We start from the raw sequence: 23,250 nt of genomic DNA, 5'->3' as shown, positions 1-23,250 counted from the left end.
CCGCGAAGCATTCAATGAACAGAAATGACCCGCTGTCGTGACGTAACGGGTCATACAGCGTCTACCGCAAGTGCAAGAATAGTAGATGCCAACGCACTGACCGACGCTCAGGATACATGTGATGAACGCAGCACCCTCCCCCGATGACGCCCAAGCCCTGATCGCCCGTACCGACTGGAGTCGCACGCCGTTGGGCGCTTCTGGCACTTGGCCGCAAAGCCTGCGCACCGCGGTGGACATCGTGATTCACTCGCCGATGCCGATGCTGCTGTTGTGGGGGCCGCAGCTCACGCAGATCTACAACAATGGCTTTGCGATGCTCGCCGGCAGCAAGCATCCGCACGCTTTCGGACAGCCGGCGCACCTTATATGGCCGGAACTTCAGGACTTTACCGACCCGATTTATCGAGCCGTCCTACAAGGCCAGGTGCGCACCTACAGCGAACGGCGATTTACCCTGCAACGCGAAGGCGTAGAGTCCGACTTCTGGCTGGACCTGACCTACAGCCCCATCCGCGATGAAAACACGCAGGTGGCCGGGATCCTGGTGACCGCCATCGAAACCAACGAACGCCGGCGCATCGCCCTCGAACTGCAACGCCGTTCCGAAGAAAGCCTCAAGGCCCAGCGCGATACCGAGGAGCGCCTGCAACTGGCGCTGGCCGCCACCGATGCGGTCGGCACCTGGGACTGGGACATCGGTGAAGACCGCTTCATTGCCGACGCCCATTTCGCCCAGTTGCACGGCATCGATCCGGCCCACGCCAGTCAGTTGCCGATCAGCGACTACCTGCAAGGCGTGCACCCCGAAGACCGCGCGTTGATCGCCCGCAGCATCAAGCATTGCATCACCCACGGCACCGAATACGCCGAGGAATACCGCCTGCTGAAAGCCGACGGCGAACTGCGCTGGGTGTTTGCCCGGGGCCGCTGTTACAAGGATCACCACGGGCGACCGGTGCGTTTCCTCGGCGCCGCGCTGGATCTGACCGAGCGCAAGCACACCGAGCAGGCGCTGCGTCAGAGCCAGACGGAATTGCAGCTGATCATCAATGCAATGCCGATCCTCATCAGTTACGTCGACCACGAAGAGCGCTTTCGCCTGAACAACGCGGCGTATCTGGACTGGTACGGCCTGACGCCGCAGGAACTGTATGGCCGCACCATTCGCGAAGTGATCGGCGAAGAAGCCTACTTTCTGCGTGCGCCGTACATTGCAGAAGCGCTGGCCGGACGGCCCTGCTCGTTCAGCCTGTACACCCCGCATCGCGACGGCAGCAGCCGCCATGCGCTGATGAATTACCTGCCGCGCCACGGTGCTGATGGCTCAGTCAACGGTTTCTATATTTTCGTGATCGACGAATCCGAACGGAAGAAGACCGAAGAAGCGTTGCGCAATCTCAATGAAACCCTGGAGGAGCGGGTCAGTGCCCGTACCGAGCAACTGGCCCAGGCCAATCAGCGCCTGCAGAACGAGATGTTCGAACGCGAGCGCGCCGAAGACGCGTTGCGCCACGCGCAGAAGATGGAAGCGGTCGGCCAGCTCACTGGCGGTATCGCCCACGACTTCAACAACATGCTCACCGGGATCATCGGCAGCCTTGACTTGATGCAACGCTACATCGCCGACGGCCGTGCCGATGAAATCGGGCGCTTCACTGAAGCGGCGGTGTCATCGGCCAACCGAGCAGCGGCGCTGACCCATCGCTTGCTGGCGTTCTCGCGCCGGCAGTCGCTGGACCGCAAGACCCTCAACGTCAACGAACTGATTCATTCGCTGGAAGATTTGATCCGCCGCACCAAGGGCGACCCGATCGAACTCACGCTGCGCCTGGCCGACGATGTCTGGCCGATCAGCACCGACGTCAGCCAACTGGAAAATGCCCTGCTCAACCTGGTGATCAACGCCCGCGACGCCATGCCCGATGGCGGCGAACTGCTGATCGAAACCGCCAACGTCTACCTCGACGGCAACGACATCACCACCCTCGAACCGGTCAAGGCCGGCGACTACCTGATGCTGGCGGTCAGCGACAACGGCACCGGCATGACGCCGTCGGTGCGCGCCAAGGCGTTCGATCCGTTCTTCACCACCAAACCGATCGGCCAGGGCACCGGGCTCGGACTGTCGATGATTTATGGCTTCGCCCAGCAGTCGGGCGGCCATGTCAGCCTCGACAGCCTGCCGAATCAGGGCACCTGTGTGCGCTTGTACTTGCCGCGCCTGAACCTGCTGGAGCCGGAACGGCCAGTTGTGGAAACCCTCGGTGCCGCGCCGACGGCCACTTGCGGGGAAACCGTGGTGGTGGTTGAGGATGACCCGGCAGTGCGCATGCTGGTGCTCGATCTGCTCAAGGAGCTGGGTTACCTCGCCCACGAAGCCGCCGACGCCAGCGCCGCCCTGCCGCTGCTGGAATCGGAGCTGCGTGTGGATCTGCTGGTGACCGACGTTGGTCTACCGGGGATGAATGGCCGGCAACTGGCGGAAATCGCCCGCCAGCATCGTCCGGGGCTGAAGGTGCTGTTCATGACCGGCTACGCGCAGAAAGCCGCCGAGCGTCAGGGCTTTCTCGAGGATGGCATGGACATGGTGGCCAAGCCGTTTTCGATTGAAGTGCTGGCCAACAAGATCCGCGAGATGATCAACCAAACGCCGTCACTTGAGGCATAATCCCGCGCCCCGCCGTCACCGCGTTACAGGTATCGCACGATGAAAGCCCAAGCCCGCCACATTCTGGTGAAAACCGCCGAAGAGGCCGAACAGCTCAAACAACGCATTGCCAAGGGCGAAGCGTTTGATGTGCTGGCGAAGAAATACTCGACCTGCCCGTCCGGCAAACGCGGCGGTGATCTGGGTGAAGTGCGGCCGGGACAGATGGTCGGCGCGATCGATGCGGTGATCTTCAAGAAGCCGCTGCGCACGGTGCATGGGCCGATCAAGAGCAAGTTCGGCTATCACCTGGTGCAGGTGTTTTTCCGCGATTGAGTGCTTGGCCTTAGGGCCTCTTCGCGAGCAAGCTCGCTCCCACAGTCTGGAATGCGGTCCCCTGTGGGAGCGGGCTTGCCCGCGAACCGATTGCGCAGCAAGCGGCCATCCACCGCTTACCTGGGAATCAATGCCCCCGGCACCTGAATCACCCGACTTGCCAGCCAATGCCCCGCCTGCGCCGCCTCGACCGGACTGCCACCCAGCAACCGCCTGGCCAGATACGCCGCGCTGAACGAGTCCCCCGCCGCCGTCGTATCCACCACCTTCTCGACCTGCTGCGCCGGCACTTCGAACGCCTCATCATCGCAGCGAATCAGACACGCCTCGGCGCCACGCTTGAGCACCACCTCCGGCGTGCCGATCTGCGCGTACGCCTCGAACACTGCGTCGCAATCGGCAAAATGGAACAGCGCCTGTTCGTCATCCACGGTCAGCAACGCCAGATCGACATGCGGCAACACGCTGCGATAGGCCGCCCGCGCCTCTTCCTGTGAGGCCCACAAGCGTGGTCGATAATTGTTGTCGAAGACGATCCGCGCATCGCGCTGGCGGGCTTCGATCAGGGTCTGGATCAAGCGTTCGCGGCCCTTCGCACCTAACACTGCGAGGGTGATGCCGCTGAAATACAGCACATCGTAGTCCGGCAGCGCCGCCAGAATCGGCTCCGCCGCCGGGGTGGTGAAGCAATCGCGCACCGCCGCTTCATTGCGCCAGTAGAGGAAACGCCGTTCACCGTTGGCGTCGGTCTGAATGCAGTACAAGCCGGGCAAGCGACCGGGCAGACGCTGCACGAGATCCAGGCCAATGCCTTCGTCAGCCCAGCTCTGGCACATGGCGTCGCTGAAGCTGTCGTCGCCGAGCGCGGTGACGTAATCGACCTGGGCTTTGTCGCCGAGGGCGCGGGACAGGTACACCGCGGTGTTCAAGGTATCGCCGCCGAAGCTTTGCTGCAGGCTGCCGTCGGCGCGGTGCTGGAGTTCGATCATGCATTCACCGATCAGGGCGATGCGCGGGGTATTCGGGCCCAGGGGGCTGAGGCTGGTCATCGGGAGGTGTCTCTGGATAATCATCGGTGTTTGGGCGGCCCTCATCGCGAGCAGGCTCACTCCTACAATTGGAATGCATTCCCTTGTGGGAGCGAGCTTGCTCGCGAATGGCCACGACTCGGTCTGAAGCCTTAGAAACAAGTCTCCATGCTTTCGACCACGGCCAACTGCTCATCCACCAGCAACCCCACCCGCCACTTGTCGAACGTCAGGCACGGGTGCGAGGTGCCGAAGGAAATGATATCGCCCACCCGCAATTCAACCCCCGGCGCCACGCTCATGAACGCATGCTGGTCCATCACCGCCGTCACCTTGCACGCGCCGACATCGTCGCCCACCGCCGGCAACACACCGGCCTTGTAACGCAGCAACGGCACCGGCAGCCCGGCATCAAACGCCACGTCACGTTTGCCGAGGGCGATCACCGCGAAACCCGGCTCCGGCATCGACTGTACATGCGCCCAGACCTCCAGTGCCGGACGCAGGCCTTCGTGCAGATCGCCGCGACGATCCAGCACGCAGCACTGCGCTTCCTTGTAGATGCCATGGTCATGCGCCACGTAACTGCCAGGGCGCAGCACACTGAGGAAGCGTCCGCTCGCATTCTGCGTTTCGAACGACTCGGCAATCAGGTCGTACCACGCCGAACCCGAGGCGGTGATGATCGGCTTGGCAATGGCAAACGCGCCGCTGTCCTGCAACTGCACCGCCAGACGCACCAGCGACGCGGCGAATTCACGAATGCCGCTGACCGCGTGATCGCCATGGATCACCCCTTCGTAACCCTCGATGCCGGTCAGAGCCAGCGCCGGTTGCGCGTTGATCGCCTGGGCCAGCGCGATGACTTCCTGCTCGCTGCGGCAACCGCAGCGGCCACCGACCACGCCGTACTCGATCATCACATTCAACTTCACTCCGCGCGAGGCGAAGTAGGCGCCGAGATCGGCGACGTTGTCCGGGTGATCGACCATGCAGTAGAAATCGAAATCGACATCGGCCAGCAGATCGGCGATCAGCGCCATGTTCGGCGTGCCGACCAGTTGGTTGGCCATCAGCACCCGGCGTACACCGTGGGCGTATGCGGCGCGGGTCTGGGTGGCGCTGGCAAGGGTGATGCCCCAGGCGCCGGCGTCGAGCTGACGCTGGAACAGCGCCGGGGTCATGCTGGTCTTGCCGTGGGGCGCGAGCTCGGCGCCGCTGTCGCTGACGAACTTCTGCATCCAGCGAATGTTGTGCTCCAGCGCCTCGCGGTGCAGCACCAGCGCCGGCAGGCTGACGTCACGCACAAGGTGCGCACCGATGGCGGCTTCGCCCTTTTCCACAGCGGTATTGATGGCAGTCGTCATGCTTGAACTCCTCACTGTCGCGGCCGCAGGCAGCCGCGGTTATTCGTTGATGCGCCGGGCGAGGCTGTTGGCGCTCTCGATCAGCACCCGGCGATAGTCGTCGTAATTGTTCTTCGCATCGGCCCGTGGGGCGACGATGCACAGGGTGCAGATGGCCACGCCACTGGGGTCTTTGACCGGCGCGGCGAAGCAATGGGTGAAGGTGTCGGCCACGCTGTCGAACGAGAAGAATCCGTCGATGCCAGCCTGGCGGATCTCCGCCAGAAAGCGCTCCAGCGGCAGGCGTTCGCCGTCGGGCAGGATGTAATCGTCTTCGTCGATCAGGTCGATGATCTGCTGGTCGCTCAAATGCGCCAGCAGCAAGCGCCCGGACGCGGTCCACGGGATCGGCGCGTTTTCGCCGATGTCGGACGAAATGCGGAAATGCCGCTCGCCCTCCTTCATCAGCGCCACCGTGTATTTGCGCCCGTTGAGCAGGCACATTTGCGCGGTTTCCCGGGTCTGGCTGACGATCTCCTGCAAGGCGTGATCGGCCTCGCGACTGAGGTCGAAATGGCGCAGGTGCGCCTGCCCGAGGAAGTACAACTGGCGCCCCAGATAGACGTGACCGTCCTTGCCCACCGGCTCCAGAATCCGTCGTTCCAGCAGTGACGCCACCAGTTCGTAGACCGTGGATTTCGGGCTGCCGATGCCATTGGCGATGTCGTTCGGACGCAGCGGCTGGCCGATTTCCTTGAGGAAGTCGAGGATATCGAACGCCCGGTCCAGACCACGGGCCCGGCGTTTGATGGTGTCTTCGGTCATGTCAGTGGTTCCCATAAAAAGTGCCGGGATGGTAACTGGCCTGAGGTGTTGTGTCAGTTGGATCGAGGCCCTCACCCCCCGCCCTCTCCCGGAGGTAGAGGGAGCCTAACCGTATCGATGCAAATGTAAGCGTCATACGCGAAATTCGCATCGATACAGATCAGTCCCCTCTCCCTCCGGGAGAGGGTTAGGGTGAGGGGTAGCCATCACTCAAACCTTTTTCTTGTAAGCGATGCAATCGATCTCGACCTTGCAATCAACCATCATGCTCGCCTGCACACAGGCCCGTGCCGGGGCGTGTTCAGGCTTGAAGTACTCGCCGAAAACCTTGTTGAAACTGCTGAAATCCCGTGGATCGTCCAGCCATACGCCGGCGCGCACCACGTCCTCCAGGCCATAACCGGCCTCTTCGAGAATCGCGATCAGGTTTTTCATGGTCTGGTGGGTCTGCTCGACGATGCCGCCAACGATGATCTCGCCATCCACCGCCGGCACCTGGCCGGACACGTGCAGCCAGCCATCCGCTTCAACGGCGCGCGCGAAGGGACGTGGCTGACCGCCAGCGGCGGTGCTGCCGGTGCCGTATCGAGTAATGCTCATGGGTACTTCTCCTGATGACAAAACAAAAAATTAGAACCGCGTGCTCTTGAGAAACTCGGCCAGACGCGGCGATTGCGGGCGTTCGAACAGTTCCTTGGGAGGCCCCTGCTCTTCGATCCGCCCCTGATTCATGAACACGATCTTGTCCGAGACCTCGAAGGCGAAACGCATTTCGTGGGTCACCAGCAACATGGTCATGCCGTCTTCGGCCAGGCCCTTGATCACGTTCAACACTTCACCGACCAGCTCCGGATCGAGGGCCGAGGTGACTTCGTCGAACAGCATCAGACTGGGGTTCATCGCAATCGCCCGAGCAATCGCCACACGCTGTTGCTGACCACCGGACAACTGCCCGGGAAAGTGATTGCGCCGCTCCAGCAGGCCGACACGCTCCAGCCATTTTTCGGCCAGCACCACGGCTTGGTCCTTGTGCATTTTCTTTACCTTGAGCAGACCGAGGGTGACGTTCTGCAACGCCGTCAGGTGCGGGAACAGGTTGAATTGCTGGAAGGCCATGCCGGTCATCGCACGATGGCGGGCGATGACTTTTTCGGCGTGACGCACACGTTTGCCACCGACCTCGTCATAGCCGATGGACTCGCCGTCGAGCAGGATCTGCCCGCCCTGGAACTCTTCGAGCATGTTCACGCAGCGCAGCAAGGTGGTCTTGCCCGAACCGCTGGAGCCGATCAGCGTCACGACGTTGCCGCGCTGCATGCTCAAGTCGACGCCCTTGAGCACTTCGACTGCGCCGTACTGCTTGTGCAGGCCACGGATGTCCAGCAGCGGCTGAGCGTTCTGAACGTTGGAAACTTGAGCTTGACTCATGGCAGGGCCACCCGCTTTTCAATATGCCGGCCGAGTAATTCGATGCCGTAGTTGATGACGAAGAACAGAAAACCGGCGAACAGGTAGAACTCCAGAGTCATGAAGGTCCGGGCGATGATCTGTTGGGTGCTGAGCAACAATTCGGCGACGCCGATCACCGAGAGCAGGGTCGAAGCCTTGACGATTTCGGTGGACGAGTTGACCCAGGTCGGCAGGATCTGCCGCAACGCCTGGGGCAACAGCACGTAACCGAGGGATTGATAAAACGTCAGGCCAATCGCCTTGCTCGCTTCCATCTGCCCGCGTGGCAATGCCTGCAAGGCGCCGCGCACGATCTCGGCGACGTGCGAACCGCAAAACAGCGTCAGGCCCAGCGCACCGGCCTGAAACGCGCTGATCTGCCAGCCCAACGCCGGCGCCATGTAGAAGCAGGCCAGCACCAATACAAACACCGGCGTGCCGCGAATAATGTCGACATAAAAGCGGAACGGCGCGCGCATCCAGAACTTGCCGTAAGTCAGCACCAGACCGGTGACAACCCCGAGCAGCGTGCCGAACAGAATCGCCAATGCCGACACCTGCACACTGGTCAGGAAGCCTTGCAGCAACGTCTCGCGTGCCAACCACAATTCATGCAACCAACTGGGAGATTCGTACATCGCAGCCTCCTATCGGCGGATCGCCAGACGCTGCTCGAGGTAACGCAGCAGCATGGCAATGAGGTAACAGGCGGCGACATACAACGCCGTGGTCACCAGCCAGGTTTCGATCACCCGGTAGCTCTCGACGTTGATCTTGCGCGCGTAATAGGTCAGCTCCGGCACCGCAATCGCGGCGGCCAGCGAGGTGTCCTTGAACAGCGAGATAAAGTTGTTCGACAGCGCCGGCAACACGTTGCGCAGCATCACCGGCACGGTGACGTAGGCCTTGACCTGCCACTCACCGAGTCCGATCGCCAGCCCCGCTTCGCGCTGGCCTTTGGGGATGCTCAGCAAGCCGCCACGGAACACTTCGGTCAGATAGGCACCGGCATACAGCGACAGCGTGATGATGAACGACGGGATCTTGTCCAGCCGGATACCCAGGCTTGGCAAGGCAAAGTAGATCAACAGAATCAACACCAGAATCGGCGTGTTACGCACCACCGTGACGTACACCGAGGCCAGCACCCGCAAGGCGCGATGCTTCGAGAGCAAGGCAAACGCCATCAGCAGGCCGATCACGCAGCCGATGGCGATCGACACCAGCGCCAGTTCAAGACCCAGACCGAGCCCCGCCAGCAAGGTGTCGAAATCGCGCCACACGGCAGCAAAGTTCAACTGATAGTTCATGGTCAGCAGTACCTTGAGCGGGGCGCGTGCAGGCGCCCCACTCTCACGGGATCATTTGAATTCGACAGGGAAACCGATCGCCGGCGACGGCAGGTCGACACCGAACCATTGCTTGAAGGATGCCGCGTAAGTCGGGAACTCAACGCCGGTCATGGCTTCATGCAGAGTGGTGTTGACGAAGTTCAGCCAGTCCTGATCGCCGCGCTTGACTGCGCAGGCGTAGGTCTGTGGGCTCCACGCGTAGGTCGGGCTGCGGTAGCGGCCAGGGTTCTGCACCATCAGGTACTTGACCGACGACTGATCGGTAGCAGCGGCATCGGCGCGACCGGAATTCACCGCCTGATACATCAGATCGACACTGTCGTACTGATCGACCTTGGCCTTGGGCAGCGCCTGATGCACCAATTCTTCGGCATAGACGTTTTGCAGCACGGCCACAGTAACGCTGTCACCGGCCGCCTGCAGGTCTTCGATTTCCTTGTACTTGCTGTTGGCCGGCAGCAGCAGGCCGACACCTTCGCGGTAGTACGGCAGGGTGAACGCCACTTGTTGCGCACGGCTGGCGGTAACGGTGATGAACTGGCAGCTCATGTCGACCTTGTCGGTCAGCAGATTGGGAATTCGCGCGTCGGACGACTGCACGACGAACTCGACTTTGCTTGGGTCATTGAACAACCCCTTGGCCACCATCCTGGCGATGTCGATATCAAAGCCCTGCAACTTGCCGTCCGCACCCTGAAAGTGCCACGGCGCATTGGTGCTGCCGGTGCCGACAATCAGCTTGCCCCGGGCCAGAACACTGTCGAGCTTGCTATCGGCTGCCTGGGCCATGCCCATCACAGCGGACGAAGCCGCAAGAACGAAAACACACGCTTTGAACAACGAAGGACGGCGATGCATGGCAAGCACTCCAGGATGATGTTTATTCCGCTATACCGGAACACGGTTTGTTACTACGGAATAGACAGCAGAAAGTGTGCCACAGGCATCACAGGGAATCTGTAGAGGGGTTAAATGTTTTTGGAATCAACGGGATGCAGGAAATGCGAAAAATGGAGTCAGGTGCGGGTACTGATGGGCTGCGCTACCTTAGGCTACAAATAACGAGTAGCAGGTTCCCAGATGGAGCACGAAGGACTACTTCGGTGCAATGTGGTTAGCGATTCAAGGGGCCAGCTCTCCATATCTATCGGCAAGCGGCTTTGTCGTAGACCTCTCCCCGCTCTCTTCTCCCTACCGCAATCACGGTAACAACCAAAACCTCGTTCTTTACGCGATAGACCAGCCTGTATCCAGCACTGCGAAGCTTGATTTTGTAGGCGTTTCCCAACCCTCGGAGTCGATCGGCAGGAACGTGAGGATTGACCAGACGTGTAGAGAGCTTTTTCTTGAACTGATCCTGAAGTGCTGAATCAAGCTTTCTCCATTCCCTCCAGGCTTTCTCGGAAAACTCCAGCTCATAGGTCATCTATAGAGACCTTGATGGTGGGATCGTTTTCTCGCTCCTTGCACAGTGCGATCAGTTCCAGATCCTCAAGGCGATTCATCATCGCCTCATACTCCTTTGCGGGAACACAATAAAACGCTGGCTCATTTCGATTGAGGATTGCAACAGATTGGCCGCCACCGGCGGCCACGGTACCCATGGGGTTTCTTTTCAATTCAGAAATACTCGCAACGATATTGGAAAGAACTACGTGAGTCATGATGGTGCTCCCTGGAGTGCTGTTAATGGTGCTTAAAATAGCACTCCAAGACGGCTTCGACGCCTATCGCTTATTACCGACTTCTCTTTTATTGAGTGAAAAAAGGTATCACGTCCCGACATTCCACATTTCCGGGCTTCGTGTCGGGCCGGTCCTTCATAAAAGTGGGAAAAATCTCGCGAATCCACAGGCCACCTGTAATTTCTGACAGTAGACCTGTTCTTCACCCTTCTTTAACGTCATCGAACCTTCGAGGTCGTTGAAAAGGAGTTCTCAATGAGCACTGCCGATACCATTTCCAATCTGGCCCCGGTTTACCGCAAAGCCCTGAAAACCTGGCGCCCGGTGATCCTGTATTTCGCCAATGAACACTGCCCCGCCTGCGAGTTCGCCGGGCCGGTGTTTCGTGAGGTGGCCGAGCCGTACCGTCATCGCGCCAACATCTACATGCTTAACACCAGCGAGTCGCCACGCCATCCGCTGGTTACCGGAACGCCTACCGTGCTGTTCTACAAGAACGGCAGGTTGCTGAAGAAGCTCAAAGGGATTGGCACGGAGGAAACACTGGCGGCGGACTTTGCCCGGCATATCGGCAGGACCAGGGCACCGGTGGTGCAGCAGAAACCACGACATGACCTGCCGTGGTTGCGCCGCACATTGAGCAGGCTCTGCACAATCACGCGTGCGCATCGGCAGGTGATTTGAGGCAGTGCATTTCCCGTAATCGTTGCGGCGTCTGTCACATCGCTTTCGCGGGCAAGCCCGCTCCCACAGGGGTCAACGTTGTTCACACATTTCGTGTACGACGCGTGCACTGTGGGAGCGGGCTTGCCCGCGAAGGGGCCGGCACCGTCAGCGCAAGGCTGCTGCCTTACGCAGAATCGCGCACCAGCAACACCTGCGTCACCCGTCGTTCCTCAACGGCTTTGACGGTCATTTGCCAGCCTGCGTACTGCAGCCGATCGCCGATCATCGGCAAGCGATCCAGCAGGCTCATCACCAGTCCGGCCAGGGTCTGATAGTCCTCGGTCGGTTCGGCGCCAAACCCGGTGCGCTGGCGAACACGCGTCAGGTTCAACGCGCCGTTGACGATGAACCCGCCCTGCCCCTCGATCACGTCCGGACCTTCGATTTCGCTGGCATCAGGCAGTTCGCCGGCAATCGACTCGAGGATGTCGGTCATGGTCAATACGCCGACGAAGTCACCGAATTCGTTGACCACGAAGGCAATGTGGGTCGACGCCGCGCGCATCTGCTCCAGCGCATTGAGGATCGAATAGCTGTCGAGCAGGTTGATGGTCTTGCGTGCCAGGTGTTCCAGATTCGGCTCGGTACCGGCCAGGTATTCCTTGAGCAATTCCTTCTTGTGCACGAAGCCCAGCGGTTCATCCACCGCGCCGTGGCGAATCAGCGGCAGACGTGAATACGACGAGTGCATCAATTTTGTGCGAATCGTTTCGGCGTCGTCGGCCAGATCGATGGTGTCGACGTCCGCGCGTACGGTCATCAGGTTCCGAATCGGCCGCTCGGCCAGTTGCAGCACACCACTGATCATCACTCGCTCGCGGCGATCGAATAGCTCCGCACTCGGGGCTTCGCCGTCATCCAGCAGATCGGAAATTTCCTCGCCGACCTCCTCCGCCTCCAGCTTGCGCCCGCCCAGCAGACGCATTACCGCGTGGGCCGTGCGCTCACGTATGGGGCGCAAGCCTTGCATCGAACGTTTGCGTCGGGCCCGGGCGATCTGGTTGAACACCTCGATCAGGATCGAGAAACCAATCGCCGCATACAGATAACCTTTCGGGATGTGGAAACCCAGGCCTTCGGCCGTCAGGGCGAAACCGATCATCATCAGGAAGCCCAGACACAGCATGATCACCGTCGGGTGCGCATTGACGAAGCGGGTCAGCGGCTTGCTGGCGACGATCATCAGGCCGATGGAAATGATCACCGCGATCATCATCACCGCCAGTTCATCAACCATGCCGACGGCGGTGATTACCGCGTCCAGCGAGAACACCGCATCGAGTACCACGATCTGCGCGACGATTGGCCAGAACAGCGCGTAGGCGGCGTTGGTCGAGCGCTGGCCGACGTGGCCTTCGAGTCGTTCGTGCAGCTCCATCGTCGCCTTGAACAGCAGGAACACACCACCGAACAGCATGATCAGGTCACGGCCGGAGAAGCTCTTGTCGAATACCTCGAACAACGGCTGCGTGAGGGTGACCAGCCAGGAAATACTCGCCAACAGGCCCAGGCGCATGATCAGCGCCAACGACAGGCCGATGATTCGCGCACGGTCGCGCTGATGCGGCGGCAGTTTGTCCGCCAGGATCGCGATGAACACCAGGTTGTCGATACCCAGCACCAGTTCCAGCACGATCAGAGTCAACAAGCCTAACCAGGCCGTGGGATCCGCTAACCATTCCATAAAATGTCTCGATCTCTCTTCAGTGAATTCAGGCTGCCGGGCACGGCAAAGTGCAACGCGAAGGCTCTGAAGCCGCGTTGTCAACGATAGTCGGGAGTCGAAAAACCGGATGCTGCGAGTGCGTCAAGACCGCGCCTGGGCGCGAGGAGAAGGTACGACTGGGAGGCTCCAAGAGGGTGTTCATGCAAATCCTGAATGAAAAATGGCCTTGGAGCGTACAGGCTCAAGGCACATTTTCTACAGCGGCAAATCATTTCAAAATCTGTAAGAGCACAAGAAATGTGTTTTTCCTGTTGGCCCTTTCGCGAGCAAGCCCGCTCCCACAGGGGTTGTTCGTCGGACGCAAGTTCTGAGTTCAAAGAGGAGCCAATGTGGGAGCGGGCTTGCTCGCGAAGGGGTCACCAAACACGCCACATCATCGCCCGGCAAAACGCAACCGCGACAACTGCCGCAAATCCCCCTCTACGTAATAATCGTTGGTCCAGCTGTCATCCACCGCCAGCGGACTCACCTGCTTGAGCTCGAGTTTTTTCGCGAAATAGCGAAAGCGGTAATGCTCATAAAACCGCAGCAACTCCAGGCCATAGCGATCAGCCAGATCGGTGTCGCCACGAATGATCAGGAAGTTCTCGTCATTGCCGTTACTGGCTGACGTACTGAGGTTGTGACTGCCGCTGATGATGGTCGGCGCATCGGTGGTGAAGTCGGTGATCACGGCTTTGGTGTGCACCAGCAGGTTGCCCTTCTGGCCTTTCATGTTTTCTTTCAGCCAGCCTTCCAGCCCGGTGTTGAGCAAAGCTGTGGCAGCGAATTCGGCGGTGCGGTCGGCATGAAACCCGGTGATGCTGCTCGCGGTATTTTGCAGGCCGTAACGCAGGATGTCGTCATGCGGTTTGCCGAGCAGCGCGTTGAGAATCGCGTCCGGCAGGCTGAAAGCGGTGACGAACAACACGTCCTTTTTCGCCGCCTCGATGATCTCGACGAACTCACGCAAATCGCCACCACCGCTGCGTGGCGAGAACCCGGCGAACAGCGCCTGTGTTGGGTCCATCGGGTTGTGCTCGGTGATCCAGCTGCGCGTCGCAGCGACGTCGGCCGGGTTGGCCCAGACTTCTTCGAACACTTGCAAATACCGCGCGGCAACCATCACGTCGTCGAGCGTATGCACCACGTTAGCCTGGCGATAAACACCGTTGGCGGTGAAATTGGTGCTGCCGCACAGCACCGCCTGCGGTTGCCGCTGACCCGCGCCATCGACACGGCTGAGAACAATGAATTTGTCGTGAAAGATGTTATGGGTGACCCGGCCGCGTTTGTTCGCCGCCGGCAATTTGGCAAGGTTCGTTTCGTTCAGGGTCGTATCTGGATCATCAGGCTGAGCGTGATACAGAACGCGCACCTGAACCCCACGGGCAAATGCCGCATTTAAAGCGTCGATGATCGCCTGCAATTGATACTCGTAGATCGCGATGTCCAGCGCCCACTGCGCGTCCACCGCACGTTCGATAAAGCCCAGTAATCGCTCCAGCAACCCGTTCTCCAGCCACAGTCGCGCCGCGTCGGGCCAAGCTTCGATGGGCAGGTTCTTGTTGGCGCTGATCTGCGCGTCAAGGTCGGGAAACTTGCGCTGGAAGGCCTGACTGGCGGCCACAGCACGGTTGAAGATCACACTTTGATTGGCTGGGTGGCCGTCGTCACTGGTGATGCTTAGCTCCAGTGATTCGCCCAATAGCGGCGCGTCCGCCGTGCCGTAGGCCAAATGCACGCGATAGTGCATGGTCGTGCCCGGATTGACCGCGTAATCGGCCCAGCGGAATTTCTGTAGCGGCGCTTTATCGCTGGGCGTGGCGTGATACTGCGGGAAGGTGTGCGTCTTGCCGGGAAATGTCAGGCTGTTGAACAGGAACAACCACGGTTTGTCGCCCTGCTGCTTCTCAATGGCAAACCCAAGCAGGCCTTTGCGTCGGGGCTCGGCGAGGTCCATGGCGAGTAATACGCCGTTGGTGCCGGCGTAGGCTTTGACGCGAAAATCGTCCTGAGGATTGGCGACCAGTACCCGCATGATTCACTCCTTGTGATTGGGCTGGTGTGGAGCATAGAGGGTCGCTCCCTGATTGCCATGTTCACTTGGAATTGAGTGGATGCCATCGCCAGCAGGCTGGCTCCTACAAGGATTTTTGTCGCACTCGTAATCTGTGAACACCGCTCACAGTGTGGGAGCGGGCTTGCTCGCGAAGAGGCCCGCACAGGCATCACACATCATCGATATGCCGATATTCCGCACTCAGCGCCGCCGCTAATTCCCGCGCCCGTGCCAATCGGATGGGCCCGCGCTCAATGTCGATCAACAATCCCGGACACTCCAGCGGCGGCATCGACGGTAAGGCTTTCAAACGCCCATCCGTGACCACCAGCAAGCGCTGCTGCTCGGCCGGGAAGCGCTTTTGTCGCTGCACCAGCCATTGCTGTGCCTGCGTCAATGCCGCCACCAACGGCGTGCCGCCGCCCGCCCCCAACGCCTCCAGCCAGGTGCGCAAGCCACTCGATGCTTTCAGACCTTGCACCTGCCATTTCGGCGCGCTGCCGCTGGCGGTCAGCAGGGCCAGCCGCGCACGCTGCCGATAAGCATCATCGAACAATTGCGCGAGCAACCCCTTGGCATCGCTCAGCGCCTGATGCCGACGCGTTGAAGCCGAGGCATCAACGATCACCAGCCACAGCTCATGGGGAGTTCGAGTACGCAACTGGAACTGCAGATCTTCACGAGTCTGCGGCCGACCATTGAGCAGCGTGCCCGGCCAGTTCACCAGGCCGCTGCGCGCAGCGTGGCGCTGGCCCTGGCGTCCGTGGTCGAGGCGTCCGGCGCGGGGTCTGGCATTCGCCCCCGCGTCGGATCGGGGACGAATGCCGGTTACTTTTTTGGCCAGCTCGGCACTTCGCGGCGAGCGCCAGTGGCCAGTGCCGGGGCGGGCATATCGCCCCGCTGGCCCTGCCCTTCGCTCGGTTCGGCCTGGCTACTGGCCGGGTTCTGCGCGGGTGGCTGAGGGCTGGAAGAAGAGGATTCGCGACGGCGATGCCGCAGGGCAAATTCCGCCACGGCGTCGATGTCCTGCTCGGCAATCGCTGCAGCGCCGCGCCATGCTGCGTGCGCACGGGCCGCCCGCAGCCAGACCAGATCGGCACGCAAGCCATCGACACCCGCCGCAAAACAACGCTCGGTGATGTTCGCCAACGCGTCGTCGTCCAGCGCAATGCTCGCCAAGGCGATGCGCGCCTGTTCGCAGCGTTCGCGCAGCGCTTGCTGCCGGGCTTCCCACTGCGCGCAGAACACCTGTGGATCGCTGTCGAAATCCAGGCGGCGGCGGATGATCTGCCCGCGTTCGGTCGGCGCGGTGTGGCCGCTGAGGGCGACGTTCAGGCCGAAACGGTCAAGCAGCTGTGGCCGCAATTCGCCCTCTTCCGGGTTCATCGTGCCGATCAATACAAATCGCGCCGAATGCCGATGGGAAATACCGTCGCGCTCGATCAGGTTGGTGCCACTGGCTGCCACATCGAGCAGCAGATCCACCAGATGATCGGGCAGCAGGTTCACTTCATCGACGTACAGCACACCGCCGTCAGCCTTGGCCAAAACACCGGGAGAAAACTGCGCACGACCCGCGCTCAGCGCCGCGTCGAGATCGAGGGTGCCGACCAGACGTTCTTCGGTGGCACCCAATGGCAGCGTGACGAATTGACCGCTGGCGAGCAGATCGGCCAAGCCACGGGCCAGGGTCGATTTGGCCATGCCGCGCGGGCCTTCGATCAGCACGCCACCGATTTTCGGGTCGATGGCGGTCAGGCACAGCGCGAGTTTCAGGTCATCGGCGCCGACCACGGCGGAGAGCGGGAAATGCGGGGTGTCGGTCATCTTCGGTACTCGGTCATGGTCGGTGTGAATTCATTTCAATGTAGGAGTGAGCCTGCTCGCGATAGCGGTGGGTCAGCGACAAATAGGTTGGCTGATACACCGCTATCGCGAGCAGGCTCACTCCTACAAAATGTTGTGGTGTGTCAGGTGTCTTCTTCTATATCCAGCAGCAGGTTTTCCAGTGCTTCTTTATACACGCCGGGTTCCTGCCACATCCCGCGCTGCTGCGCTTCGAGCATGCGCTCGGTCATGTCGCGCAGCGCATGCGGATTGTGTTCACGAACAAAATCGCGGGTCGTCGGGTCGAGCAAATAGGCGTCCGCCAGCAACGCGTACTGATGATCATCGATCAGTTGCGTGGTGGCGTCGAAAGCGAACAGGTTATCGACTGTCGCCGCCAGTTCGAACGCGCCTTTATAGCCATGACGCTTGACCCCGTCGATCCATTTCGGATTGGCCGCCCGCGAGCGTATCACTCGGTTTAGTTCTTCTTTCAGGGTACGGATTCTCGGCAGATCCGGCTGGCTGTGATCGCCGTGATAACTCGCCGCCGCTTCGCCGCGCAGGGTTTCCACCGCCGCGAGCATGCCGCCCTGAAACTGGTAATAGTCGTTGGAATCGAGCAAGTCGTGCTCGCGATTGTCCTGGTTCTGTAGCACCGCTTGCACCTGACTCAGACGCTGGACGAACTGTTCACGAGCGGCGGTGCCTTCGTCAGCACCGCCGTAAGCGTAGGCGCCCCAGTTCAGGTAGACCTCGGCCAGATCCTCGCGGGTCTGCCACAGGCGCCCGTCGATCGCGCCTTGCACACCGGCGCCGTAAGCCCCGGGCTTGGCGCCGAAAATACGCCAGCCGGCCTGGCGCCGTGCCGCGTCGGCATCCAGCCCCGATTGCAGCAGCGCTTCACGCTCGGCGCGGACTTTGGCGGCCAGCGGATTGAGGTCATCCGGTTCGTCCAGCGCCGCCACCGCTTGCACGGCGGCGTCGAACAGGCGAATCAGGTTGGCAAAGGCATCGCGGAAGAAGCCCGAGACCCGCAGCGTGACATCGACTCGTGGCCGGTCGAGCAGGCTCAGCGGCAGAATTTCGAAGTCATCAACGCGCTGACTGCCGGTGGCCCAAACAGGACGCACGCCCATCAACGCCATGGCCTGGGCGATGTCGTCACCGCCGGTGCGCATCGTCGCAGTGCCCCACACCGACAGCCCGAGCTGGCGCAGGTGATCACCGTGATCCTGCAAGTGGCGCTCAAGGATCAACGTGGCGGACTGGAAACCGATGCGCCACGCGGTGGTGGTCGGCAGGTTGCGTACGTCCACCGAATAGAAGTTGCGCCCTGTGGGCAACACGTCGAGACGACCACGACTGGGCGCGCCGCTTGGGCCGGCGGGGACGAAGCGACCGTTGAGGGCGTCGAGCAGACCGCGCATTTCGGCGGGGCCGCAGGCGTCGAGGCGTGGGGCGACGACTTCGCGCAGGCTATCAATGATTGCCCTCACTTCAGCCCCCCTCGGTTCCTGTAGGAGTGAGCCTGCTCGCGATGGCGTCAGGTCAGACAATTCAGTGTTGAATGACACACCGCTATCGCGAGCAGGCTCACTCCTACAAAGGGCGTGCACTGTTTCGGAGATCAGTTGGGTGGCGAATAGCTCAAGGCGTTCGCGGGTATCACCGGCGCTGCGCCAGACTTCGTCGCTGACGCTTTGCAGCTCTGGCGGACGCGGGCCGCTCCACGGATCGGCAAGCACACAATCCAGCGGATCAAAGCCCAACTCAAACGCCTTGGCCAACGCCCGCAGCAGACTCGACTGCGCACCCTTGCCGTCGCCGCGCGGGATGCGCAGCAGCGCCAGCAGCGTGTCGATGCGCAAACGTCCGGTCGGCGACTCGCCGAAAATGTGCAGGCCATCGCGGATCTGCGATTCCTTCAGGTCACACAGATAGGTGTCCAGACGCGGCAGCCAGATCGCTGCATCGGCGTCGCTGTCCAGACCGGCGTCGAGTTGCAGTTCGCGGTCGATCTGCGTCTCGCGCACCAGTTGCAGAATGTCGCGCTGCAGCTCCCGCGCACGACGCGGATCGAGCAGTTGCGCCTCGTAATATTCGTCGGCCAGCAGCTCCAGATTGCGCAGCGGGCCGTAGGTTTCGGCGCGGGTCAGCGGCGGCATCAGGTGGTCGATGATCACCGCTTGCGTGCGCCGTTTGGCCTGGGCGCCCTCGCCCGGGTCGTTGACGATAAACGGATAGATGTTCGGCAGCGGCCCGAGCAATGCGTCCGGCCAGCAATTTTCCGAAAGGCCGACGCCCTTGCCCGGCAACCATTCGAGGTTGCCGTGCTTGCCGACGTGAATCACCGCGTGCGCGCCGTAGGTGTTGCGCAGCCAGAAATAGAACGCCAGATAGCCGTGCGGCGGCACCAGATCCGGGTCGTGGTACACCGCACTCGGATCGACCTGATAACCGCGCGCCGGTTGAATGCCGACGAAGGTCAGGCCAAAACGCAGCCCGGCGATCATCATCCGCCCGTCGCGGCACATCGGATCGTTTTGCGGCGCGCCCCAGCGTTCCAGCACTGCCGCGCGATTGGCTTGCGGCAGCGCGTTGAACATCGCCAGATAGGCATCCATCGCCAGACTTTGCTGGCACGGACGCAGGTCGATGCTGTCGAGGTCGTTGCTGACGCCGCCGAGCAATTGCTGGATTAACGCGGTGCCGCTGTCCGGCAACTCCGCCGTCAGCGGGAAGCCTTCCGCCTGCAACGCGCGCAGGATATTCAATGCCGCCGCCGGCGTATCGAGACCGACGCCATTGCCGATTCGACCATCGCGGGTCGGGTAGTTGGCGAGGATCAGCGCGATGCGTTTTTCCGCGTTCGGCAGCCGCGCCAGATCGCTCCAGCGCCGCGCCAGTTCAGCGACGAAATCCATGCGTTCGGGTTGCGCCCGGTAGCAGACCACGTCGGACTGGCTGCGCTCGCTGCGCCAGGCCAGATCCTTGAAGCTGATCGGCCGGCTGATGATGCGCCCGTCGAGTTCCGGCAAGGCGATGTGCATTGCCAGATCTCGCGGGCCAAGGCCCTGCTCGCTGTCGCGCCAACCGGGCTCGTTGTCCTGAGCGCAGATCGCCTGAATCACCGGAATATTGCGCCGGAACGGGCGCAGATGCGGGGCTTCTGGACTGGACTGCGCGAAACCGGTGGTGTTGAGAATCACCGCCGCCTCGACCTCGTCCAGCCAGTCCTCGACCACGCTCAGACAGCCGGGTTCTTTCAGGCTGGCGACCGCGATCGGCAACGGATTGAGCCCCGCCGCCTGCAAGCGCTGGCAGAACACATCGATGAATGCGGTGTTCGCCGCTTGCAAATGCGATCGATAAAACAACACCGCCGCGACCGGTTGACCGGGCAGCCATTCGGCTTGCCAGTCGCTCAGTGCGGCGGTGTTTTTCTGTGGGTGATAAATCGCTGTACGCGGCAACGCCTGCGGCTCGCCCCAGGCGTAGTCACGCGCCAGCCAGCGGTTGGCCAGGCAATGGAAGAAGTCCAGCGCATTGCCCATGCCGCCCTGACGCAGGAACTGCCAGAGGCGGTCGCGATCTTCGGCGGGCACCGTGCTCAGGTCGCTGAGTTCCGGGTCGGGACGATCATCCCCCGGTACCAGAATCACCTGCACCCCGCGCTCGGACAACTCCACCAGTCGCTCGACGCCATAACGCCAATAAGCGATGCCGCCGTGCAGCGAAATCAGAATGACCTTGGCGTGCCGCAGCACCTCATCGACATACAGGTCGACCGAGGCGTGATTCTGCACCTGCATCGGATTGGCCAGGCGCAGGCTCGGGTAGTCCTCAGGCAGTTGCTGCGCCGCTTCGGCGAGCAGCGCCAGGCTGGAATCGCCGCTGCACAGGATCACCAGCTCGGCGGGGGTTTGTCCAAGGTCGGCAATGTTGTCATCCGACACGAAACCGCCGGGCTGGGTCCTGAGCAGGTGCATGGCTTAAACGCTGAGCGCGGCGCGCAGTTGCGCTTCGAGTTGCGCGGCGTCGAGTTCCTGACCGATCAGCACCAGACGGGTGACGCGCGCTTCGTCAGCGCCCCACTGTCGGTCGAAGTGCTTGTCGAAACGCGTGCCCACGCCCTGAATCAACAGGCGCATCGGCTTGTTCGGAATCGCCGCGAAGCCCTTCACGCGCAGAATGCCGTGCTGCACAACCAGTTGCGTCAGCGCGTCGAGCAGCAGGCTTTCGTCGGCTTGTGGCAGTTCGATCGAGATCGAATCAAAGGCGTCGTGATCGTGGTCATCGTGGTCGTCATCACCGTCGTGGTGGTGATCGTGATGGCTGTGGCGGCTGTCGATATGTTCTTCGGATCCGGCACCGAGGCCGATCAGCACGTCCAGCGGCAGGCGACCGTTGCTGGCTTCGATGATTTTCACCGCTGGCGGCAGTTCTTCGGCGACTTCGGCGCGAACGCGAGCCAGATCTTCGGCGCTGGTCTGGTCGGCCTTGTTGAGGATCACCAGATCGGCGCTGGCCAGTTGGTCGGCGAACAGCTCATGAAGTGGCGATTCGTGATCCAGGTTCGGGTCGAGTTTGCGCTGGGCATCGACCTGATCCGGGAACGCGGCAAAGGTGCCAGCGGCCACGGCTGGGCTGTCGACCACGGTGATCACCGCATCCACGGTGCAGGCGCTGCGGATTTCCGGCCACTGGAAGGCTTGTACCAGCGGTTTTGGCAGGGCCAGACCGGACGTCTCGATCAGGATGTGATCGAGGTCACCGCGCCGGGCGACCAGTTCACGCATCACCGGGAAGAACTCTTCCTGCACCGTGCAGCACAGGCAACCGTTGGCCAGTTCGTAGACGCGGCCAGTGGCTTCTTCTTCGGTGCAGCCGATGGTGCATTGCTTGAGGATCTCACCGTCGATGCCCAGTTCGCCGAACTCGTTGACGATCACCGCGATGCGACGGCCCTGAGCGTTGTCGAGCATGTGTCGCAGCAAGGTGGTTTTGCCCGAGCCGAGGAAACCGGTGACGATGGTGACGGGGAGTTTGGCCAGTGTTTTCATCGGATGCCCTTTGGCAAGGTGGCGGGCATACGGGACGAGATCCGCTGCGAGCGTGCGCGCGGAAGAATTCGCCACCGGATCACCCCGCCCGGTTGTAGTGAGAAATCTGTGACGAGGCAGGTCTCCTGGCTGACGGTGTTCGGGCCTTGGGCCCGGCGTTCGCTGCGCCTTCCCGCGGGCTCAGTGGATTGAGCTGGCAGTGGCGTGGCAACGAACTTCACCGTTCACAGTTGCGGGGGCAGCCGCGGCTTTGACCGCGTTCCCTTCTTAGCTTCGGCGTGGGCCGAAGAACCTCGAAAGCGCAAGGCTACGCATGGCTTGAGGATGGGTCAATGCTTTGGTTTTTTTTTGGATTGGGGGCATATCCGTTGCTGCGGTAACGGCCTCCTATGGTTTCGCTCTTACAGCGGTCACTTTTTCCAAACGCCGGGTTTGAGGTTTGGGGTTTGGGGGCATATCCGTTCCTTCGGGTGTTGCCTCTGGCGGTTTCGCTCTTACAGCGAGTCACCTTTTCCAAACGCCGAAAAGGTAACCCAAAAGGCTTTGCCCCGGCGTACGGCACTTCGCTTAGGCTCAGTGTTCCCTCGCTACGGTGTCCATCCGGGGGCATCGCCTCCGGTTTGCTTCGCTGCACCTCCTCTCGATGTATGCGGCTTCGCCGCATGGCGCTGCGCGCCTAACCCCCGGATGAACACCTACGCTCGGCCTGCCGAAGGGGCTGAAGATCAAAAGCCACTTCAAGAGCCAGAGCCAAAGCCAAAGCCAAAGCAGATCAAAAGATCACAGCCTTCGGCAGTTCCTACAGGGGATTGGGTGTATTCAGTTTGGGATTTGGTCGGCTGTCAGGCCGCCTTCGCGAGCAAGCTCGCTCCCACAGTTGGAATGGGTGTGTTCAGTTGGAAATTGGTCGGCTGTCAGGCCGCCATCACTGGCAAGCCAGCTCCCACAGTGGGATCGGGTGTGATCAGTTAGAAATTGGTCGGCTGTCAGGCCGCCATCGCCAGCAGGCTGAAAGCGTGCACCCCATGCGGCGAAGCCGCCCCACTCAACACAATGAGCGTTAGCTCGAGTACCGCTTTTGATCTGCGGGCCCGTCGGCAGGCTGAGTGGAGGGATTTATCCGGGAGCGCAGCGACCGTTTGGCGCAGCCAAACACAGCGAGAGGAGGTGCAGCGAAGCAAACCGTAGGCGCT

The 23,250-nt window shown here is 61.3% G+C and carries 19 protein-coding genes and 1 riboswitch; of the genes, 3 read left to right on the top strand and 16 right to left on the bottom strand.

Annotation, left to right across the window (positions count from 1 at the left end):
• The first annotated feature begins 121 nt into the window (after positions 1-121).
• Together KCG87_RS07140 and KCG87_RS07135 are read left to right on the top strand one after the other, a co-directional pair.
• Positions 122-2,671, top strand: a complete 2,550-nt coding sequence (locus KCG87_RS07140; RefSeq protein WP_095136159.1) for a PAS domain-containing sensor histidine kinase — start codon at positions 122-124, stop codon at positions 2,669-2,671.
• A gap of 39 nt (positions 2,672-2,710) precedes the next feature.
• The gene (locus KCG87_RS07135) at positions 2,711-2,986 is read left to right on the top strand and encodes a peptidylprolyl isomerase (protein WP_003225447.1); all 276 of its coding nucleotides are present in this window, start codon (positions 2,711-2,713) and stop codon (positions 2,984-2,986) included.
• 116 nt (positions 2,987-3,102) lie between these two features.
• On the opposite strand, the gene KCG87_RS07130 is transcribed toward KCG87_RS07135, so the two are convergent.
• The 10 genes from KCG87_RS07130 to KCG87_RS07085 all read right to left on the bottom strand — a co-directional run bounded on the left by KCG87_RS07130 (position 3,103) and on the right by KCG87_RS07085 (position 10,650).
• The gene (locus tag KCG87_RS07130; protein WP_210557287.1) at positions 3,103-4,035 is read right to left on the bottom strand and encodes a sugar kinase; all 933 of its coding nucleotides are present in this window, start codon (positions 4,033-4,035) and stop codon (positions 3,103-3,105) included.
• 131 nt (positions 4,036-4,166) lie between these two features.
• On the bottom strand, positions 4,167-5,381 hold the full coding sequence (locus tag KCG87_RS07125) for an amino acid deaminase (protein ID WP_210557289.1): 1,215 nt from the start codon (positions 5,379-5,381) through the stop codon (positions 4,167-4,169).
• Between the two features lie 39 nt (positions 5,382-5,420).
• A complete protein-coding gene (locus KCG87_RS07120; protein WP_027612656.1) occupies positions 5,421-6,185 on the bottom strand; it encodes an IclR family transcriptional regulator in 765 nt (254 codons plus the stop codon).
• Positions 6,186-6,395: 210 nt separating this feature from the next.
• On the bottom strand, positions 6,396-6,785 hold the full coding sequence (locus tag KCG87_RS07115; RefSeq protein WP_016984340.1) for a RidA family protein: 390 nt from the start codon (positions 6,783-6,785) through the stop codon (positions 6,396-6,398).
• A gap of 30 nt (positions 6,786-6,815) precedes the next feature.
• Positions 6,816-7,613 carry an amino acid ABC transporter ATP-binding protein gene (locus tag KCG87_RS07110; RefSeq protein WP_210557290.1) on the bottom strand — a complete coding sequence of 266 codons (798 nt, stop codon included), beginning with the start codon at positions 7,611-7,613 and terminating at the stop codon, positions 6,816-6,818.
• Positions 7,610-8,272 carry an amino acid ABC transporter permease gene (locus KCG87_RS07105; RefSeq protein WP_134786515.1) on the bottom strand — a complete coding sequence of 221 codons (663 nt, stop codon included), beginning with the start codon at positions 8,270-8,272 and terminating at the stop codon, positions 7,610-7,612. The genes KCG87_RS07110 and KCG87_RS07105 overlap by 4 nt, the downstream gene beginning before the upstream one ends.
• Before the next feature lie 9 nt (positions 8,273-8,281).
• Positions 8,282-8,944, bottom strand: a complete 663-nt coding sequence (locus KCG87_RS07100; RefSeq protein ID WP_003225455.1) for an amino acid ABC transporter permease — start codon at positions 8,942-8,944, stop codon at positions 8,282-8,284.
• A 51-nt stretch (positions 8,945-8,995) separates the two neighbouring features.
• A complete protein-coding gene (locus KCG87_RS07095) occupies positions 8,996-9,844 on the bottom strand; it encodes a transporter substrate-binding domain-containing protein (protein WP_098964184.1) in 849 nt (282 codons plus the stop codon).
• A gap of 286 nt (positions 9,845-10,130) precedes the next feature.
• Positions 10,131-10,412 carry a type II toxin-antitoxin system RelE/ParE family toxin gene (locus KCG87_RS07090; protein ID WP_098964185.1) on the bottom strand — a complete coding sequence of 94 codons (282 nt, stop codon included), beginning with the start codon at positions 10,410-10,412 and terminating at the stop codon, positions 10,131-10,133.
• Complete coding sequence (locus tag KCG87_RS07085; RefSeq protein WP_003225462.1) at positions 10,402-10,650, bottom strand: type II toxin-antitoxin system Phd/YefM family antitoxin; 249 nt, start codon at positions 10,648-10,650, stop codon at positions 10,402-10,404. The genes KCG87_RS07090 and KCG87_RS07085 overlap by 11 nt, the downstream gene beginning before the upstream one ends.
• A 276-nt stretch (positions 10,651-10,926) precedes the next feature.
• Between KCG87_RS07085 and KCG87_RS07080 the strand changes: the two genes are divergently transcribed.
• A complete protein-coding gene (locus KCG87_RS07080) occupies positions 10,927-11,355 on the top strand; it encodes a thioredoxin family protein (RefSeq protein ID WP_210557293.1) in 429 nt (142 codons plus the stop codon).
• Positions 11,356-11,521: 166 nt separating this feature from the next.
• Here KCG87_RS07080 and KCG87_RS07075 read toward each other — a convergent pair whose 3' ends face one another.
• From KCG87_RS07075 to cobW, 6 genes are all read right to left on the bottom strand, one after another.
• Positions 11,522-13,081, bottom strand: coding sequence for a TerC family protein (locus KCG87_RS07075; protein ID WP_135295912.1), 1,560 nt, complete (start codon positions 13,079-13,081; stop codon positions 11,522-11,524).
• A 415-nt stretch (positions 13,082-13,496) separates the two neighbouring features.
• Positions 13,497-15,143: a phospholipase D-like domain-containing protein gene (locus KCG87_RS07070; RefSeq protein ID WP_210557294.1), complete on the bottom strand. Its 1,647-nt coding sequence runs from the start codon at positions 15,141-15,143 to the stop codon at positions 13,497-13,499.
• A 190-nt stretch (positions 15,144-15,333) separates the two neighbouring features.
• Positions 15,334-16,008, bottom strand: a complete 675-nt coding sequence (locus tag KCG87_RS07065; RefSeq protein WP_210557436.1) for a VWA domain-containing protein — start codon at positions 16,006-16,008, stop codon at positions 15,334-15,336.
• Positions 15,993-16,991, bottom strand: a complete 999-nt coding sequence (locus KCG87_RS07060) for an AAA family ATPase (protein WP_210557296.1) — start codon at positions 16,989-16,991, stop codon at positions 15,993-15,995. Before KCG87_RS07060 ends, KCG87_RS07065 begins: the two co-directional genes overlap by 16 nt.
• Positions 16,992-17,134: 143 nt before the next feature.
• Positions 17,135-20,983: a cobaltochelatase subunit CobN gene (gene cobN, locus KCG87_RS07055; protein WP_210557298.1), complete on the bottom strand. Its 3,849-nt coding sequence runs from the start codon at positions 20,981-20,983 to the stop codon at positions 17,135-17,137.
• A gap of 3 nt (positions 20,984-20,986) precedes the next feature.
• Positions 20,987-22,057: a cobalamin biosynthesis protein CobW gene (gene cobW / locus KCG87_RS07050; protein ID WP_095136192.1), complete on the bottom strand. Its 1,071-nt coding sequence runs from the start codon at positions 22,055-22,057 to the stop codon at positions 20,987-20,989.
• Between the two features lie 97 nt (positions 22,058-22,154).
• Positions 22,155-22,368: riboswitch (cobalamin riboswitch) on the bottom strand.
• Between the last annotated feature and the right edge of the window lie 882 nt (positions 22,369-23,250).

Source organism: Pseudomonas sp. MWU347, from assembly GCF_017947305.1.
Lineage (GTDB): Bacteria > Pseudomonadota > Gammaproteobacteria > Pseudomonadales > Pseudomonadaceae > Aquipseudomonas > Aquipseudomonas putida_A.
This window is presented reverse-complemented; position numbering and strand designations above follow the sequence as displayed.